This window comes from Mycobacterium bourgelatii, assembly GCF_010723575.1.
GTDB classification, from domain to species: Bacteria; Actinomycetota; Actinomycetes; order Mycobacteriales; family Mycobacteriaceae; genus Mycobacterium; species Mycobacterium bourgelatii.
The window spans coordinates 1631462-1651804 of record NZ_BLKZ01000001.1; the positions used below are offsets into that span (position 1 = coordinate 1631462).

The 20343-nt window shown below is 63.6% G+C and carries 5 protein-coding genes and 1 pseudogene; 4 read left to right on the plus strand and 2 right to left on the minus strand.

All coding sequences use genetic code 11. The features are described 5' to 3' along the window. The first annotated feature begins 4 nt into the window (after window positions 1-4). Complete coding sequence (locus G6N68_RS07430; RefSeq protein ID WP_163709813.1) at window positions 5-877, plus strand: SDR family oxidoreductase; 873 nt, start codon at window positions 5-7, stop codon at window positions 875-877. A gap of 55 nt (window positions 878-932) precedes the next feature. Here the strand turns inward: G6N68_RS07430 and G6N68_RS31410 are convergent. Both G6N68_RS31410 and G6N68_RS07445 read right to left on the minus strand, forming a co-directional pair. Continuing rightward, a pseudogene (locus G6N68_RS31410) lies at window positions 933-3418 on the minus strand (PE family protein). A gap of 174 nt (window positions 3419-3592) precedes the next feature. Continuing rightward, complete coding sequence (locus tag G6N68_RS07445) at window positions 3593-4648, minus strand: DNA polymerase IV (protein WP_163709822.1); 1056 nt, start codon at window positions 4646-4648, stop codon at window positions 3593-3595. Between the two features lie 522 nt (window positions 4649-5170). On the opposite strand from G6N68_RS07445, the gene G6N68_RS07450 reads away from it, so the two are divergent. The 3 genes from G6N68_RS07450 to G6N68_RS07460 all read left to right on the plus strand — a co-directional run bounded on the left by G6N68_RS07450 (window position 5171) and on the right by G6N68_RS07460 (window position 20337). After that, window positions 5171-8068: a helix-turn-helix transcriptional regulator gene (locus G6N68_RS07450; RefSeq protein WP_163709827.1), complete on the plus strand. Its 2898-nt coding sequence runs from the start codon at window positions 5171-5173 to the stop codon at window positions 8066-8068. A gap of 487 nt (window positions 8069-8555) precedes the next feature. Further along, complete coding sequence (locus tag G6N68_RS30645) at window positions 8556-8780, plus strand: beta-1,3-glucanase family protein (RefSeq protein WP_240355413.1); 225 nt, start codon at window positions 8556-8558, stop codon at window positions 8778-8780. Window positions 8781-9222: 442 nt separating this feature from the next. Beyond that, window positions 9223-20337, plus strand: coding sequence for a PPE family protein (locus tag G6N68_RS07460; protein WP_163709833.1), 11115 nt, complete (start codon window positions 9223-9225; stop codon window positions 20335-20337). Window positions 20338-20343 lie beyond the last annotated feature (6 nt).

Sequence of the window (20343 nt, forward strand, 5' to 3'; positions counted from 1 at the left end):
GACCATGTTGCAGAAGGCATCCGGCCCGTACTTCGCTGACAAACGCTGCTTCGTCACCGGCGCAGCCAGCGGCATCGGCCGTGCCACCGCTCTGCGACTTGCGGCGCAGGGCGCCGAGCTATATCTGACCGACCGAGACCATGAGGGTCTGGAGCAAACCGTGTCCGACGCCCGCGCGCTGGGCGCACTGGTGCCCGAGCATCGCGTGCTGGACATCTCCGACTACGACGAGGTCGCCGCCTTCGCGGCGGACATCCACAGCAGGCGCCCGAGCATGGATGCGGTGTTCAACATCGCCGGCGTATCTGCGTGGGGCACGGTTGACCGGCTCACCCACGAGCAGTGGAACAAGATGGTCTCCATCAACCTGATGGGCCCCATCCACGTCATCGAGACGTTCGTGCCGGCGATGGTGGCGGCGGGCCGGGGCGGGCATGTCGTCAACGTGTCGTCGGCGGCAGGGTTGGTCGCGTTCCCGTGGCACGCCGCCTACAGCGCCAGCAAGTTCGGGCTGCGCGGACTTTCCGAGGTGTTGCGTTTCGACTTGGCCCGACACCGCATCGGGGTGTCCGTCGTGGTGCCGGGTGCGGTGAAGACCCCGCTGGTCAATACCGTCGAGATCGCCGGCGTTGACCGCAGCGACCCGAAGGTCAGTCGTTGGGTTGACCGTTTCAGCGGGCACGCCGTGTCACCAGAGAAAGCCGCCGAAAAGATCCTGGCCGGGGTCGCAAAGAATAGGTACCTGATCTACACGTCGCCCGACATTCGGGCGCTTTATGCCTTCAAACGACTGGCCTGGTGGCCGTACAGCGTGGCGATGCGGCAGGTCAACGCGATCTTCACACGCGCGCTTCGGCCCAGTCCGGTGCCGCGCTGACGTTCGCGGTTCACCGGAACGTCGATAGCGGGGGTGTCAGCAGCGTTCTTCGGCGTCAGAGCGCGCTCTGCCCGTTGCTGCCGTTGTTATTGACACCGGTTCTGCCGAAGCCGCCCTGGCCACCGACCCCGCCGACCGCGCCGCCATTGCCTCCGCCATTCCCGAGGGTCGCGATGCCCGCGCCCCCGGTCGGCGGGGCGCCGGCGTTCTGACCATCACCTGCCGAACTGTAGGCGCCGCCCCCGCCACCACCACCTACCGCGTCCGTTGCGGTTGCACCGGCGCCGCCTTGCGTATTGGGGGCAAGTTCGACGGTGGTGCCGCCGCCCTTGCCGCCGTTGCCGCCCACACCGCTTGCCGAGCCGGCGCCGCCTCCACCGCCGCCGCCACCGCCGATGTCCTGTTGGTTGGCGGCGGCATAACCACCGGCGCCGCCCCCGCCTCCGCCGCCGCCCTTGCCGCCGGTTGCGGCGGCCGCGTCGTCACCCTCGGCGCCGCCACCGCCGCCCCCGCCGAGCCCGCGTTCCATGCTTGCCTCATGGGTGAAGATCGCGGTGCCGCCGTCGCCACCGGCACCGCCCGATCCGCCCGAATTGGCCGTACCAGCGAAGCCCCCCGGGCCGTCACCAGCGCTGCCGCCTTTGCCACCAGCGCCCCCGCCGCCGCCACCACCGGCGCGAGCGACCTGGTCGCCGGGAGTGTTGGTCGCCTTGCCGCCGTCACCGCCGCTACCACCAGCACCACCCAGGCCGCCGTCTCCGTTGGTCGCGCCCGTGGGGGCGGCACCTCCGTCGCCGCCATTTCCACCTCGGCCGCCATCACCACCCTGGCCCGCGCCCGCGAAATTCGACGACGAAGAGCCACCGTCACCGCCACTACCCCCGGCACCGCCCTGGGCGCCAGCGCCGGCCTTGGCGCCCGCACCGAGGGCCGCCCCGCCGGTACCTCCGGCGCCGCCGCTGCCACCATTGCCGCCGTGACCCGACTGGTTGAGGGTGCGCGGCACACCCTTGGCGCCGCCACCCCCGTCGCCGCCGATGCCGGCGTCGCCGCCGTCCCCGTAGGCGCCGCCGGTACCGCCGGCGCCGGCCGCCCCGCCGGCACCGCCGTTACCGCCCGTACCGCCATTACCGCCGTTGTCGCCGGTAGCGAGACCGGACGCGTCAAAACCGGCGCCCCCTGCACCGCCATGGCCGCCCTTGCCGCCGTTGCCGGCCGCCACACCTGCACCTCCGGCGTCACCACCGGCGCCACCCGCGCCACCGTGACCGCCCGCGCCACCATCGGCTGCGCTGCTCGTGCCTGTCATGCCGGCGGCTCCGTTACCCCCGGCACCGCCGTCGCCGCCAACACCGGCGGTGCCGGCGACGGCGCCACTGCCGCCCGCACCCCCGTCACCGCCTCGACCGCCCTGGCTACCGGCTGTGCCGGGAGCCGCGCTAAGAGTGGCCGCGTCGTAGCCGGCACCGCCGTGCCCGCCAGCACCTCCTGCGCCACCGTTACCGATGGAGCCCGTCGCGCCGACGGACCCGAACAATCCGCCCGCACCGCCGGCACCACCGGCCCCGGCATTGCCGCCGGAGCCGCCATGACCACCAAGACCGCCAGCGGTGGCGAAGTCAGTACCGGCAATACCGGCGGCACCGATGCCGCCATTCCCGCCCGTGCCGCTAGCGCCGCCGGCCCCACCATTGCCCCACAGCCCGATACTGCCGCCGCCGGCGCCGCCGGCCCCGCCATCCCCACCGGCCGTACCCGATCCACCGTTCAAACCCGGTCCCGCCGCGGCACCCGCGCCGCCGGCGCCGCCGAGCCCGCCGGCCCCGCCGGCCCCGCCGGCATAGAACGCCAAAGCCCTGTTCAGGCCGCCGGCCCCGCCGGCCCGCCAGCACCGCCAGCCAGGGTGTCAGTGCCCGCACCGCCAGCCCCGCCAGCGCCGCCGTGCCCGCCGAAGCCGCCTAAGAACCCTCCTGCACCACCGCGCCCGCCATTCGCGCCGGCCGTGGCGGTGGCGCCGGCCCCACCGGCTCCGCCCGACCCGCCATTGCCGAACAGGCCCGCGTCACCGCCAGCCCCACCGGCCTTGCCGGTTGCCCCCGAACCACCGTTGCCGCCGTTGCCCCACAAGATCCCGCCGGCACCACCTGCTTGGCCGGTGCCCGGCGCGCCATCGACGCCGTCACCGATCAGCGGACGGCCCAACAAGATGTTGGTGGGCGTATTGATCAGGTCGAGCAGGGCCTGCAGAGGTCCCGCGTTGGCGGCCTCCGCGGCTGCATAACTGGCCGCACTCGAGACCACCCCCTGCGCCAACGCGTCGTGAAACAGCGCAGCCTGCGCGCTCAGCGACTGATACTGCCGGGCATAACCGCCGAACACCGCCGCGATCGCCGCCGACACCTCATCCTGCGCTGCCGCAGTCACCGACGTCGTCCAGCCCGCAGCCGCCGCATTAGCCGCCCGAAGCGTCGTGCCGATGCCTGTCAGATCCTGGCCGGCGGCAGCCACGGCTTCCGGCGAAATACTCACAAAAGCCGACATCAGAAACTCCCATCGACGGGAAAGGCTGCGGCTGACGAGGGATCAACCGGCTGGAAGCAATTCCGGGAGCATAGTTGACTTTCCTACCGATTGTTGGGTAAACGCTCCGCACGGTGAATCAGTCACGGCCAGGCGCTGAAAAATGGTACCGGGCGAACCGACAAACTCGATTAGCTAGCCGGGCAGTTCGAGCTCCAGTCGGACGCCGAGTAGTCGGACCGGCCGGTCCAGCTCGAACAATCCCAGGATGCGTAGAGCGGCGTCAATGATGACGTCGGCTTCGGTGGTGGGCTTATCGAGTTTGCGAATTTTCGTGCGCGTGTAGAACGTTGCGGTCCGGACGGTGACCGCCACCCGGGTGACGATACGGGATTCCGCAATTACCTCGTCCAGTGCCCGTTGCGCCAATTCCTTTATCGCCGAATTCATTTCGGCTCGGTCGGTAAGGTCGCGCGGGAAGGTGACGACGTGGCTGCGCGAGCGCGGGATCCAAGGCTCGGCGCTGACGTTCGTGTCTCCGCCGCCCTTGGCGAGCAGGAGCAGCCACAGGCCGGTGCGCGGCCCGAATGCCGATGTGAGCAATTCACCATCGCTGTTAGCCAGTTGATGGACGGTCGATATATCAAGCGTTGCAAGCTTTTTAGCGGTTTTCGGGCCAACGCCCCACAACGAGTCGACCGAGCGGTCGGCCATCAAAGTCATCCAGTTGGCGTCGGTGAGGGTGAAAATTCCGGCCGGTTTGGCAAAACCGGTGGCGACCTTGGCCCGCTGCTTGTTGTCGCTGATCCCTACCGAGCAGGACAGCCCGGTCTGCGACAGCACGACGGAACGGATCCGTTCGGCGACCTGCTGCGGATCGGTCGACGCGGGCACGCCGACGTACGCCTCGTCCCACCCCCATACCTCGACGGGATGTCCAAGGTCGCGCAACAAGGCCATCACTTCGTCGGAAGCCGCGTCGTACGCTGCCGGGTCCGAGGGCAGGAAGGTGGCGTCCGGGCAGCGTCGGGCGGCGCTGCGCAGCGGCATCCCGGCCTGCACCCCGAGTTTTCGGGCTTCATACGAGGCGCAGGTGACCACTTTGCGTGGCTCCGTGGGATCGCCGCTCCCGCCCACAATCACCGGTAGCCCCACCAGTTCCGGGCGGCGGCGCAGTTCCACGGACGCCAAGAATTGGTCGAGGTCGACGTGCAGGACCCAGTCGTGCTGCGGGTTGTTCGGACCGGTCACCGGCCGCGCAGCTTGCGGGTCACGTCGTCGGCGCCGCACTCGCCGCGTGTCTGCGCAGCGGGGGCGCCCAATTCGCCCAAACGCTGAACATCGTTCACGACTGCACTGTAGCTCTGGGCTAAGGGATCGGACCGCAGCCAGGTTGCCTGGGTGCTCCGTGGTTAGCTGGGACCAGCTAGAAATTTACCTTCCTGTTAGAAAATAATTGTATGCGACGTCAATAAAATGGCTGCAGTTTCGCACGCACTAAAAGCTGCGGATGTGACTGTGCAATATGCAAGGTTCTGGTGCGTCAATTGTGCGATTTGACCGTGTAGCGATAGGTATACCGCTGGAATAGTCAGTCCGCGTTCAGCATCCGCCGCCATTGGAGAGCAAGAGATAAGGCGCGTGGTAGTTGGCCACCGCAGTAGGCCGTGTCTTTTCGCTTCATGTCGGCGCATGGCCAACCTGCCTGGCGACTGCGCTCGCGGTCTGGCTCCCCTCTCATTTCAAGTTTTTCGAGGTCAGGAGCCCGCTACCGTGCCCGGACAATACGCCGAACATCGCGATCTGTCGCTACCGACTTATTGGCATTCCCTGAAAGGTGGGGGACACAGCGGGGGGTCATCGCGGTCGTGTCACTGCGGTGTCGAAGAGGCCGTCCCGGCGGGTGAAACGGTTACCCCACTGATCGGCAGGGATGCGGATCTCGCGGCGTTGGAGAGCGCGCTTGATTCCGCCAAAAACGGTGGGGGAGAAGTATTTCTGGTAGCCGGCGACGCCGGCGCGGGCAAGACGCGGCTGGCGCGTGAGTTCATCCGACGTGCGGAGGCTAACGGGACCGTTGCCCTGTGGGGCGGATGCAGCGAACTCGACTTCTCGTTGCCCTACCTGCCCTTCAATGAAGCGATCGGTGCTTACGTCGCAACCGCTGACGTGGCCTGCCTGCGGGAACGGTTGGGGTCCCTGGCCGACGCGGTGAGCGCGATTGTTCCGGGACTTTCGAGCGGAGCGCCGCAACGATTCGACCTCACCAACGGCGGGGCCCGCCTTCAGCTCTTCGAGGCCGTCATCGCGGTGCTGCGCGCGGTGGCCCACACGGCGCCGTCGGGAGTGATCCTCGTGGTGGATGACGTGCAGTGGGCTGATGCTTCGACGCGGGAACTCCTCGACTTCGTCGCCCGCCGGGCCCGCCAGCTTCCGTTGCTGCTGGTGATGACGTACCGGTCTGACGAGGTCAGTCCGTCGCATTCGTTACGGGTCATCCTTGACGGGTGGCGACGTGCGGGTCTCGCATCGACGCTGCCGGTGCGTCCGCTCACGGCGCCCGAAGTTCGCCGGCTTATCTGTGCCCGGCTCGGTGTTGACCGGGTCAGCCACGGATTTGTGGATATGCTTTTCGCTCGTTCGGGGGGCGTGCCGTTGGTGGTGGAGCAACTGCTGGAGCACGCGATCAACTCGGGACAGATGTTCGAGCGCGACGGCGTATGGCAGTACTCCGCGCTGTCCAAACTCGACATGCCCGATTCGTTGGCGGCGGGAATCCTCCGGCGACTGGACCGGCTCGAAAGTGCGCACGTGCGCGTCGTGACCGCTGCGGCCGTGCTGGGACGTGTGTTCGACCCACGGTTGCTTCCAGAGCTCACAGAGCTGCCGGTGAACACGGTATCGGCCGCGCTGCATGCCTCGGTCAACGCCCAACTCCTCGACACCGACACCGCTGACCGCAGCCGGCTGTGCTTCCGCCACCCCCTCATCCACGAGGCGGTATACAAGGCGATCGCGGTGTGGGACGTCACGGATCTACATGCCCGGGCCGCCGACGTGCTCTCGCGCGTGCTGCCACCCGCGCCCGTCATCGATCGTGCTCGTCACCTGCTTGCGGCCGGCCGCACGTCCGACGCGGCGCCGCTCTGTGCTGACGCCGCGGAGATGGCCGCGCGAAGCGGCGCGTTCGCCGAGGCGGCAGCACTCTACGAACATGCTTTGGCCGGCGTTAGTGATCCCGGCGAGCGGGGTGAGTTGTTGTGCGAGCAGGGGCGCATGTTGTCCGCAAGCGGTCGGCCGGTGACCGCCGTCGTGCCGCTGAAAGAAGGCGTCGAACTCCTCCAACGAGTCGCACATCCCTCCACGCCGAAGGTGATGCTCGCCCTTGGTGCCAGCCATTGGTTTGCCGGTGATCACCGGGCTTCCTTCGAGGCGTTCGATGCCGCTCGCGTCCTGCTCGAAAAGATGCCGCCCAGTTCGGATCTCGCGTCGGCCTACGCGCGCGTGGCGATGTGGCACAACTCCATCCTGGACTGCAAGGTTGGTCTGGAATACGCCGATCGCGCATTGGCGATGGCCGAGGAGCTGGACGCGGAGCTAGCGCGCGCGCCAGCACTTACGTACCGCGGTGTCGCGCTGTGTGAGCTGGGACAGCGCGACGAAGGGCTGGCGTTGATCGATCGGGGCGTCGCCGAAGCGGTGCGGTTGGTCCTTCCCGAGGAGAGGGCGACAGGCCTCGCGTTAAGTGCCGAGCAACGAGCTTTCGCGATGCGTGCGCGTGAGCTGCCACAGATTTGCGAAGAGCTTCGCGCTGTCCATACCGGCCCGGCGACCGAGGTCTATGCATCACTGATCGAGGCGATCGCGGTGCGTTTCCTGGGTGACGCTGGTGAAACGGAAATGGCTGCCCGGGCACTAGTGGCTGGTGGCGAAGCGTTGGGGTGCGGCCTGCTCGCCTTTCTGGGTCGCGAGATCCTGGCGGGTGCCTGGCTGGAGCGGGGACGGCTCGACGATGCCGCGGCGCTGATGGAGGACCTCGGTTCACGAGAGGGCATGTGGCAACGCAGTTTCGGTCCCAATCGGGTAGCACTCGCCATGGCCAGGGGTGACGCGGAACTCGCCGCAAACGAGGCGAGAAACCTGCTAGATCGGTTGCCGGCAGTCGTGAGCGACCCGTTCGTCGCCAGTATTGCCGTGCCGGCACTGCTGGCCGCGCAAGACGAGGACGAGGCCGAGCACTGGGTGGCCGCCGCCCTTGGTCCGGATCGGCACCCGATGGCCGTGGGAGCTGCCGCCGATCTGGCGGCGTACCGAGGTGACCTGCAAACCGCGGTAGCTCTATATACGGAAGCGCTCGACGGTGCATGGGGTGCGGGTTATCGCCAGCTTGCGTCGCAATACCGGGCCCGACTCGACGCGATCGTTGACGGCCGGTCGGCTGGGGAGCCGAGTGAGGTACGGAATTCAGCTGGCGCACTGTTGAGTCCGCGTGAGCTGGAAATCCTCGGGCTGCTCGCTCGCGGAAAGACGGATCAGCAGATTGCCGACACGGTGTTCATCACGATCCGTACGGTGCGTTCGTATCTGGACCGGATCCGGTCCAAGACCGGCTGCCGTCGCCGCTCGGAGCTGACGCTGTTGGCGGTGGAGCTGGGCCTGCTCGAGGGCTGACCGTCAGAAATACCCACAACCCAGAGGCGGCCGGCAAGGGCCGCTGAGGGTGTTTTGACCGCTGCCGCGGAAGCGCCGTCTTGTCGATGCTGGATCCGTTGCACTCCGCGATCTGGTCGACAGCAGATTGTCGGCGGCCACGGTCGCGATCTCGGGCCGTCCCCGCCGCGCCTGTTGCGTTGACAACGAATGCAACAACGAAATGTGCTGTATTTCAGCGCTTTACGGTGCTGGCCGTCGATGTCATTCGTAACGGTACATCGAGCAGCCATTAGAGGAAGTGGCCATGGCCATATCCAAGTCGTGGCCGAGTGAGGCTATTCGACGCCGCGATGTTGGGCGTACTGGTGCGGACAAAGCCCGACAGCATCTGCTTTCAGAATTTCGCATACTGAGTCAGAGAGATTCGCTAAATGACCGCGCAACCGACCACACCGCGGCCGACGCCCCGGGCCATCTCACCAAGGGTGGGGTGAATTACCCCAATATGTCATTCACTCTCGCCGACGCGCACAACTTCCAGATCCCGCCCGAATTCCAAGGCGGCCGGATATGGATGTCGATCAAGGAGCCGCTCTACATCGCCGTCAATGCCACCGACACGGGCTATGCGGGTCCTGACCCGATCAATACTCTCGACCCGAACTACAGCACGGTCTATGACTGGTTTGAGCTGGCATACAAGACGCGAACAGCCAAAGTTTGGCGCTGATCCTCAACAACGCTCAGCCGCCGACTCTCGACCACTGGGTATCCGCCGTCCTCGGTTTGATCCCGATGAACGTCAGAATTACCCACAGGCGGAAGCCGGCCCGCCAAGGGCGTTGAGGGTGTTTTGACCGCTGCCGCCGACTACGCGCTGTAAATAATCTTGACCCCAAGCGCGGTGGCCACGGCCCAAGCTGAGGTCACCGTGGGACTTACCGGCCACTGTTCGCTGTGCGGTTTATTTCGGTTCGGCATCAGGATAGCCAGCTGTCAGCGAAGATAGGCGGAAATTTTGGTGCGACATCATAGCCGAGCGGGGTGCAGTTTGTCTGCATAAATTGATATTTGATGCGTTTATTGACGGAATGGACGAATCGTGCGCAGGTTGCCAAATTTCCAAACTTGGCGGTGAGACGATGGCGGCCTCGACCTAGGGAGGTAGGGCTGTGAATTTTCAGGTTCTGCCGCCTGAAATTAATTCCGTCCTGATGCATGGTGGTGCGGGGCCGGAGCCCTTGCTGGCCGCGGCCAACGCGTGGGAAGGCCTGGCCGCAGAGCTAGGGTCGGCGGCCGACTCGTTCCGGTCGGTGACAGCGGGACTAGTGGGCGCCGCTTGGCAGGGACCGTCGTCGGCCGCGATGGCCGCCGCGGCAGCACCGTATGCGGGTTGGTTGGACGCGGTTGCAATTGCGGCTGACGCCGTGGGTTCTCAGGCCCGGGCGATGGTGGGGGTCTTCGAAGCGGCGTTGGCGGCGACAGTGGATCCGGTTGTTGTCGCTGCCAACCGGTCGGAGTTGGTGTCGTTGGTGTTGTCGAATGTTTTCGGTCAGAACGCCCCGGCGATCGCAGCGACCGAGGCTGCCTATGAGCTGATGTGGGCCGAGGACGTGGCCGCGATGGTCGGCTATCACGCGGGTGCGTCCGCGGCGGTTGCAGCATTGCCGGGCTTTAGCGAGGCGCGCGCGTTGAACCTGAACGCGGGCTTGGCGAATGTCGGTAACTACAACCTGGGCCTGGGCAACGTCGGCAACTTCAACGTGGGTGGGGCGAACGTCGGTGGCCAGAACCTGGGCGCGGCGAACAGCGGCAGCGGTAATATCGGCTTTTCCAATGTCGGGTCCAACAATTTTGGCTTCGGCAATTCTGGTCTGTCAGCCGGGCTGCCCGGCTTTCAAAACGTCGGGCTTGCCAACGCCGGCAGCGGCAACTCGGGGTTCGCCAACTTAGGGCTGGGCAATATCGGCGTTGCCAACACGGGCAACAACAACTGGGGGATCGGGCTCACCGGGAACAATCTGACCGGCATCGGCGGCCTGAACTCAGGCACCGGCAACATTGGGCTGTTCAACTCGGGTACCGGCAATGTCGGGTTCTTCAACTCGGGGACCGGAAACTTCGGGTTGTTCAACTCGGGCAGCTACAACACCGGCATCGGCAATTCGGGGATCGCCAGTTCGGGGTTGTTCAACCTAGGAAGCTTCAGCACCGGCCTAGCCAACACCGGCGATTACAACACCGGAAGCTTCAACGCGGGCAGCTTCAACACAGGTGACTTCAACGTAGGGCACACCAATACCGGCTGGCTCAACACCGGACACGTCAATACCGGGATTGCGAACTCCGGCAACGTCAACACCGGCGGTTTCATCGCGGGGAACTACAGCAACGGCATGTTCATGGTGGGCGACTACCAGGGCCTGAACGGTTTCGCCGGCGGGTCGTCGATTCCCCCGATCCCGATAGGCCTGGGTATCAAGACGGAGATCGGCCCCATCAACCTGTTGCCGATCCCGGTTATCCCGACCATTCCCATAGATATTCACAGGACAATCACTTTCCCGCGCCTCGTAGTTCCCGATATCACCATCCCCGCGTTCGGCGGGGGCATGAAAATACCCATAGTGCTTGGCCCCCTTACGATCTCGCCGATCACCCTGTTTCCCGCGCAGGTCTGGGGTCCATTGACGCTCAACGCTGGTCCCTTCAACGTATTGGGGTTGTTGCGCATCCCCGCGATGAGTGGACCAGGCAGCTTCATCAACGGCCCCATCGAGGTCGATACCTCCGTGCCGCAATTCCCATTGACCGTCTCCTGGAATAGTCCGGCAGTCACGGCGTTCCCGAACGGCATCAGCATCCCCAAGAGCCCGCTGCAGTTGACAACTGAGGTGCATCTGGGAGCCCCCGGCTTCACCATTCCAAGCTTCGGCATTACCGACCAGCCGATTTCGTTCACGATCGATATCACTGGCCAGGTTGACGGCCTCACCATCCCGGCGATCACCATCAGCCGCATCCCGCTGGATATCGGGGGCGGTATCAACATCGGCCCGATCCCGATCCATGGCATCGACATCCCGGCAAACCCGGGCTTCGGGAACACGACTGCCGCTCCATCGTCGGGCTTTTTCAACAGCGGCGCGGGCGGGACGTCGGGTTTCGGGAACTTCGGCGCGGGCGTGTCGGGGTGGTGGAACCAGGCCTCGATCGCGGAGCTCGGGGCGGGCTCGGGTTTTGCCAACGCCGGCTCGCTGCACTCCGGCCTGCTGAACTTCGGTACCGGTATATCGGGCTTCTACAACTCCGCAGCACTAGGGGCTCCGGCGTTCGTCTCTGGGTTGGGCAACGTGGGCCAACAAGTCTCGGGGTTGATGTCGGTGGGTGATGGCCTGGGCCGGGCGTTTATCGACAATGTCGGATTGGCCGATGTCGGCCACGCCAATCTGGGTCTGGGCAACGTCGGGGAACACAATGTGGGCGCGGCCAATATCGGCGCGTCCAACATCGGCCTCGGGAATGTTGGCGGCGGCAACTTCGGGTTCGGCAATGTTGGCAGCGCCAACTTCGGGTTCGGTAACTCGGGTCTGGGGGCGGGCGTTGCGGGTCTGAGCAACATCGGGTTCGGCAACGCCGGCAGCGGCAACTTCGGTCTGGCGAACGTCGGCCTGGGCAATCTCGGATTCGCCAACACGGGCAACAACAACTGGGGCATCGGGCTCACCGGCGACAACCTGACCGGGATCGGGGGCTTCAACTCCGGCAACGGCAATATCGGCTTATTCAACTCCGGAACCGGCAATGTCGGATTCTTCAATTCCGGAACCGGGAACTTCGGGTTGTTCAATTCGGGCAGCTACAACTCCGGTATCGGCAACACCGGAACGGCCAGCACTGGATTGTTCAATGCGGGCAACTTCAATACGGGTTTGGCGAATACCGGTCATTACAACACCGGCAGTCTCAACGCCGGCAACGTCAATACCGGTGACTTCAACCCGGGCAACGTGAACACGGGCTGGTTCAACACCGGCCGCGCCAGCACGGGTCTCGCGAACGCGGGCGAGATGAACACGGGCGCGTTCATGACGGGCAATTACAACAACGGCATGTTGTGGCGGGGCGATTACCAGGGTTTGGCCAGTGCCTACTTCGGTCCGTACGTGGAACGGTCCCCGATCACCATGCACGTTGCCGCCACGATCGGCCCCATGCACGTCGAGCCAATCGCGGTGCCGGCGCTGCATTTCACCATCACAGAGGCGGTTGTGGGCCTGGGGCCGATCGACATCTCACCCATCACGGTTCCCGCAATACCCATTCAAGCGTGGGGCTCGGTGCACGTAGCGGAAAACTCCTACGCGCCTATTCTTGCGCTCGAATCCCGCGTCGACACGATATTGCTCCGCATAGGTTCCTTCGAATTAAGAAACCCATTGGTGACGATCGCCCAGTACGGCGATCCTGTTGGCTTCTATCTGTCGAACATAAGGGTCGACGGCGTCAGACTCAGCGGACCCACCGTTAACAGTGATATCGCCGTGGCCATCAGCGTGGCCACCGACTCGCTGACGCTCTTCCCGGATGGTTACACCATCCCGGGGCAGACGTTCTTGAACTTCAACGTCACGGCCAGCAACGAGGCCTTCACGTTCTTCCCGGACGGCTATTCGATTCCGAAAGCTACCGCAGGAATCACCAATTTCTCCGGGGGAATCGACCCGTTCACGATGCTGGCCAGCGGATTCACACTCAGCATTCCGGCGGGTGTCGATGGTGCCGTTCACATCGGTGCCATCCATTTCCCGGCCATCAACATGGCGCCCACCCCCGGTATTGGCAACACGACCACCGCGCCGTCGTCGGGTTTCTTCAACTCCGGCGCGGGTGGCGGTTCCGGCTTCGGGAATTTCGGTTCGGGCATGTCGGGCTGGTGGAACCAGGCGCACGACGCATTGCTGGGGGCGGGGTCGGCATCGGGCTGGGCCAACTACGGCGGGCTGGGATCCGGCGTCCTGAACTTTGGCTCCGGGGTATCCGGTCTGTACAACGTCAGCACACTGGCTATGGGGACACCGGCGGTGGTCTCGGGCGTTGGAAACGCCGGCCAGCAGCTTTCCGGGCTGTTGGCTGCGGGTACCGCGTTGAGTCAGAGCAGCGGCATCTCGAACCTCGGTCTCGGCAACCTCGGGGACTTCAATCTGGGTGCGGCCAACGTCGGCGAGGCGAACCTGGGCTTTGGCAATTTGGGCAGCGGCAACTTCGGGTTGGGCAATATCGGCCACGGCAACCTCGGGTTCGGCAACTCTGGTTTGGGCTCGGGTGTGGCCGGCGTCGGCAACGTCGGGTTCGGCAATGCCGGCAGCGGCAATGCCGGGTTGGCCAATGTCGGCCTGGGCAATATCGGGTTGGCCAACACGGGCAACAACAACTGGGGGATCGGGCTCACCGGTAACAACCTGACCGGTATCGGTGGCTTTAACTCCGGGGCCGGCAACATCGGGTTGTTCAATTCCGGTACCGGCAACGTGGGGTTCTTCAATACCGGGACGGGCAACTTCGGGTTGTTCAACTCGGGCAGCTACAACACCGGCCTCGGCAATTCCGGGGTGGCCAGTTCGGGGTTGTTCAATGCGGGGAACTTCAACACCGGCCTGCTCAATGCCGGGCACTACAACACCGGCAGCTTCAACGCGGGCAGCACCAATACCGGCGATTTCAACCCGGGCAACATCAACACCGGCTGGTTCAACACCGGTCACTCCAACACCGGCATCGCCAACTCGGGCACGCTCAACACCGGATTCTTCATCACCGGCAACGGCAATAATGGCATATTCTGGCGAGGCAATTACGAAGGTCTGATCGCCCTTTCCTACGGCGTCACGATGCCAGAATTCCCCATCGACATCGCCACGCGCGGTGGCATCGGCCCTTTTATCATCTCCGATATCGACATTCTTCCGGAACTTCAATTCAAAGTCGGTGGAGACGCTTTCTACAACGTCGCCTTGCCGGACATTCCCATTCCCGAGATACGCATAATCCTGGGCGGTGGATTCGACCTGAATTTCAATGCTCCGCAGGCGAAATTGCTTTCCCCGATCCATGCGTCGGGCACCTTGTCGACGAGCCCCCTCACTGCCTCCAACATCGTCATCAATCTTAATATGAATTATCTTGTTCCGAAAATATTACAAGATATCCTCTTTTTTCCGCCCGTCCTCACCATTACTTTAGCGCAACCCATCGTAATCGAGTCCCTGAGCATGGGCGCATTCTCATTCCCGCTTAACGTCGATCAGGAAGCCGTCATTCTGAAGGCGATTTCGGTCGTTGAATTCATACCTCTCGACGCTCCGCCTATCGAGATTCCAGCCGATATCATCGACGGGATATCGCTGGACGACATCTTGTCCATTGAATGGTCGATCGACATTCCGGCGGTCTCCGTAGAGGCGATGACAATTCCAGCCGTCCCCCTGGACTATGACATTCCGCTGGCTGCGGGACCGTTCAACATTCCAATTATCGACTTCAAGGCGATCCCGGGGTTGGGGAACTCGGGCACCTTGGCGTCCTCGGGTTTCTTCAATTCCGGCGGCGGGGGCGGGTCGGGTTTCTTCAATGCCGGCTCGGCCGTCTCGGGCTTCCTGCACCAAGCGTCGAGCTCATCGGTGGGGACGCTCTCGGGCCTCGGCAATGCCGGCGGCCTGGCATCGGGGTTGCTGAATTCAGGCACCAGCATCTCCGGGTGGTTCAACGTCAGCACGCTGGACGCCGACCGGTCTTCGTTGATCTCTGGTTTCAGCAACATGGGCGACCACGTGTCGGGGGTGTCCTACCAGGGCCTACTCGCGATGCTCACATACCCGTCGGACTTGGGGAAGATCCTGGAGCCGTTGACTGCCGAGTTGCGGCAGCTGGACATCTTCAACGCGCTGAATCTGGGCAACGTCGGCGGTATCAACGTCGGCTTCGGCAACGCGGGCGAGTTCAACCTAGGGGTAGGCAATGCGGGCGGCGACAACTTTGGTGGGGGCAACTTCGGCGCTCAGAACTTCGGCTTCGGCAATATTGGCAACGGCAACGTCGGCTTCGGAAACATCGGCGTCGACAACCTCGGGTTCGGCAATGCCGGCTTGACGCCGGGTATTTCGGGGGTCGGCAACCTCGGGTTCGGCAACGCGGGCAGTGGCAACACCGGATTGGCGAACATCGGGCTGGGCAACATCGGGCTCGCCAACACGGGCAACAACAACTGGGGGATCGGGCTCACCGGTAACAACCTGACGGGTATCGGCGGACTGAACTCCGGGATCGGCAATGTCGGGCTGTTCAACTCCGGTACCGGAAACATCGGGTTTTTCAACACCGGCACCGGGAACTTCGGGCTGTTCAACTCCGGCAGCTACAACACCGGCTTCGGCAACTCCGGCATCGCCAGCAGCGGATTGTTCAACGCCGGCGACTTCAACACGGGTATCGGCAACGCCGGCCACTACAACACCGGCAGCTTCAACACCGGCAACACCAACACCGGCGACTTCAACACGGGCAACACCAACACCGGTTGGTTCAACTCCGGAAACACCAACACCGGGGTGTTCAACACGGGCAATGTCAACACCGGCGCCTTCAACTCTGGAAACTTCAACAACGGGGTGCTGTGGACGGGCGATTGGCACGGCACCTACGGCTTCACGTTGAACATCGAGATACCCGGCAGCACGCTCCTGGACTTCAACCAGACATTCGACTTCGGCCCCATCAAGATCACCGACCCCATCCATATCGATGGAATCGATTTCGACATCTTCGAATTGATCAATATTGGACCGTTCGCCATCGATCCGATCGACATCGGGTTCAAGTTGGACATCCACGAATTGCAGGAAATCCCGTCCATCGTCTTCCTGGAAGAAATGACGATCGGTGGCGAGACCTACACGATAACGACGAGTGCACCGTCGGTTAACGAATCCTTCTTCACGCTTCCCTTGATCAAGGTGAAGATACCGTTACCGTTCACAGGCCCAAACACGGTGTGGACGATTGGGCAACACAACGGAATCTACAACGCAGGGACGGCAGAGAATCCCGTTTGGTATGCCAAAGAGCCTGTGACAGGTATCGTGCTTTATACCGGAAAAACTAATCCATCGACCGGCTACACCTCGATCGCTATGCCGCGTCTTACTATTCCGGAAATTGCCACCAAACCTATTCCGCTGAAAATTGACATCGGCGGCGGTCTGGATTTCACTCTATTCCCTGATGGCCTCAGCATTCCGCGAGATGCAATTCCGCTGAATTTCAGTATGACCGGGGGGCTGGAACCCTTCACCTTCTTCCCGGACGGCTTGTGGATCGAGTCGCTTCCATTGCACGCCGCAATAAACATCACCGTGCCGCACAGCAACGTCGTCCTACTTCACATTCCGGCGGCGCCGGGCTTCGGGAACACGTCTCCGGTGCCGTCATCGGGCTTCTTCAACAGCGGCGCGGGTGGGGTGTCCGGTTTCGGGAACTTCGGAGCGGGTGTGTCGGGCTGGTGGAACCAGGCACACGGCGCATTGGTGGGGATGGGGTCAGGATTCGGCAACGTCGGCGCGCTGGGATCGGGGGTGCTGAACTGGGGTTCGGGGTTGTCGGGGTTTTACAACACCAGCGCGTTGGGCGTCGAGACGCCGGCGTTGGTGTCGGGTTTGGGCAATCTTGGCCACCAGGTGTCGGGGTTGTTGGCGGCGGGCTCCGCGTTGAACCAGTCCGCCATCATCAACATCGGTTTGGCCGATGTCGGCAACGGCAATCTCGGCCTGGGCAACATCGGCAACCTCAATCTGGGTGCGGCCAACGTCGGCGAGGCGAACCTGGGCTTTGGCAATCTGGGCGGCGGCAATTTCGGGTTGGGCAATATCGGCCACGGCAACCTCGGGTTCGGCAACTCTGGTTTGGGTTCGGGTGTGGCCGGCGTCGGCAACGTCGGGTTCGGCAATGCCGGCAGCGGCAATGCCGGGTTGGCCAATGTCGGGTTGGGCAATATCGGGTTGGCCAACACGGGCAACAACAACTGGGGGATCGGGCTCACCGGTAACAACCTGACCGGTATCGGTGGCTTTAACTCCGGGGCGGGCAACATCGGGTTGTTCAATTCCGGTACCGGCAACGTGGGGTTCTTCAATACCGGGACGGGCAACTTCGGGTTGTTCAACTCGGGCAGCTACAACACCGGCTTCGGCAATTCCGGGGTGGCAAGTTCGGGGTTGTTCAATGCGGGGAACTTCAACACCGGCCTGCTCAATGCCGGGCACTACAACACCGGCAGCTTCAACGCGGGCAGCACCAATACCGGCGATTTCAACCCGGGCAACATCAACACCGGCTGGTTCAACACCGGCCACTCCAACACCGGCATCGCCAACTCGGGTGACGTCGGCACCGGCGCCTTGATGTCGGCCAACTACAGCAACGGCATCTTCGGACGTGGCGACTACCAGGGCCTACTCCACTACACGTACGACTACCCGCTCCCCAAGATCCCCTTCCTGGACATCCAGGCGAGCGCTTCCTTTGGCCCCGTAGTCGTCCCGCCTATCCCAATCCCGGCAATCAACGTGCATCTCGACGGAAGCGTCTCATTAGGCGAATTCTTCATCGAGCCAATCGATATCCCCGCATTAAACCCCGACATTATGGGAAGTATCGGTTTCGGCCCCATCCACCTCCCGTCCGTCCGTATCCCCGGAATCGACGGCCTCTCGGTGGTTATGCATGCCGACCCTGTGAGAGCACCAGATACGTCTGTAGGCCCGTTCATTATCTGGACCTCAGACGGTGTTGGAGGCGCCCCGACCTATTACACAATCGGCCAGACATATGAGGAGCCGCCAGCTGGCATGCCCGGCTTCGCAACCGGCGACCTATACACGCTTGGCGGCTTGGTCGGCCAAACCCACTCGGTTCTCACTGTGATCACACAGGGCTTCGACACTCCCGAAATTAATATCGGCCGAATCCAACTGGGTTTCCATGTGCCGGTCTTTATCGACCCGTTCACCATTTTCCCCGACGGGCTTCAGTTCTCGCCGATGGATCTGGTCAACTTCCATGTCCACGCCGGCACTTTGGCCGTCGACATTCCGGCGATCACGATCCCGCAAATCGTGGCGAACGCGGGCGGCTCGGCTTATGTCATCCCGAGCGACATCAGACTGATCCACTTCCCGGCGACACCTGGCATCGGCAACACGAGCACCACCCCGTCGTCCGGCTTCTTCAATTCTGGCGCGGGCGGGGGATCGGGCTGGGGCAACGTCGGAACCGGCATGTCCGGCTGGTGGAACCAGGCATCGAGCGCGCTGCTCGGAACCAGCTCGGGCTACTTCAACGTCGGTGCGCTGGGGTCGGGGGTGCTGAACTGGGGTTCGGGGTTGTCGGGGTTCTACAACACCAGCGCGTTGGGCGTCGAGACGCCGGCGTTGGTGTCGGGTTTGGGCAATTTCGGCCACCAGGTGTCGGGGTTGTTGGCGGCGGGCTCCGCGTTGAACCAGTCCGCCATCATCAACATCGGTTTGGCCGATGTCGGCAACGGCAATCTCGGCCTGGGCAACCTCGGGGACTTCAATCTGGGTGCGGCCAACGTCGGCGAGGCGAACCTGGGCTTTGGCAATCTGGGCGGCGGCAATTTCGGGTTGGGCAATATCGGCCACGGCAACCTCGGGTTCGGCAACTCTGGTTTGGGTTCGGGTGTGGCCGGCGTCGGCAACGTCGGGTTCGGCAATGCCGGCAGCGGCAATGCCGGGTTGGCCAATGTCGGGTTGGGCAATATCGGGTTGGCCAACACGGGCAACAACAACTGGGGGATCGGGCTCACCGGTAACAACCTGACCGGTATCGGTGGCTTTAACTCCGGGGCGGGCAACATCGGGTTGTTCAATTCCGGTACCGGCAACGTGGGGTTCTTCAATACCGGGACGGGCAACTTCGGGTTGTTCAACTCGGGCAGCTACAACACCGGCCTCGGCAATTCCGGGGTGGCCAGTTCGGGGTTGTTCAATGCGGGGAACTTCAACACCGGCCTGCTCAATGCCGGGCACTACAACACCGGCAGCTTCAACGCGGGCAGCACCAATACCGGCGATTTCAACCCGGGCAACATCAACACCGGCTGGTTCAACACCGGCCACTCCAACACCGGCATCGCCAACGCCGGCAACGTCAATACCGGCGCCTTCCTGGCGGGCGACTACAGCAACGGCACCCTGTGGCGGGGCAGCTACGAGGGCCTGCCCGGCCTATCGCTCGTTTACACCATTCCCCAATTCCCGGCGGTGGCCGGCGATGTTAGCGGCGCCATCGATGCGTTCACCCTCCTGCCGCCGATCGACATCCCCTCGGTTCCGCTATTCGTCACACTCACCGGCCACGCGGGGCCCGTCAATATCCCGTCCATCCCCATTCCCTCCATCCATGTCAGCGCCAACCCAACCGTCGACATCGGCCCGATCACTATCGCGCCCATCACCATCTCGACCCCGGGTCTGGAGATCAGATACTCGAGCGCCGGCGTCTTGTCGATATCCGGCGGGAGCGGACCTGGTGTCCTTGCCGCCAGCTACCTTCCCGCCATTCATTTCCAAGTCATCGCCGAAACGCCCGGGGGAATTAGTAGCAGCTCGTCGAATTTCGCCATACATCCGATCGTCTTCAACCCGACGACCGCGACCGCTTTGGGATTCACTATTGGCGGCCCGATCCACGTGGGTCTGCCTGTGTCGGTGACCATTCCGGGCTTCGACATCGCGGCTTCGGGGGTTCCCAAATTCGCGCTCGGCATGGCAGTGAATCTCGAGACCCCGTCCTCCACCTGGCCGATCACCGTGGCATTCGACCGGCTCCCGCTCGAGATTCACGTCAACTCCACGGCGGGCCCCGTCAACATCCCGATCTTCGGATTCGGGGGGACTCCTGGTTTCTGGAACACCACCCCACTGCCGTCGTCAGGGATCTTCAACGTTGGCGGCGGTGGCGGCTCGGGCTTCTGGAACAGCGGCTCGGGCATGTCGGGCTGGTTCAACGCCATCTCGGATCCCGTCCTCGGATCGGCCTCGGGCTTCTACAACTTCGGCACGCAGCTTTCGGGCCTGCTCAACCGCGGCGCGGGGCTGTCGGGGGCCCTCAATACCGGCGCGCTTGACCTCGTCATCTCGTCGGTTGTTTCCGGCTTCAACAACTTCGGTCAGCGATTGTCTGGCTGGCTTTATCAGGGCACCGGGCCGTAATCGCCG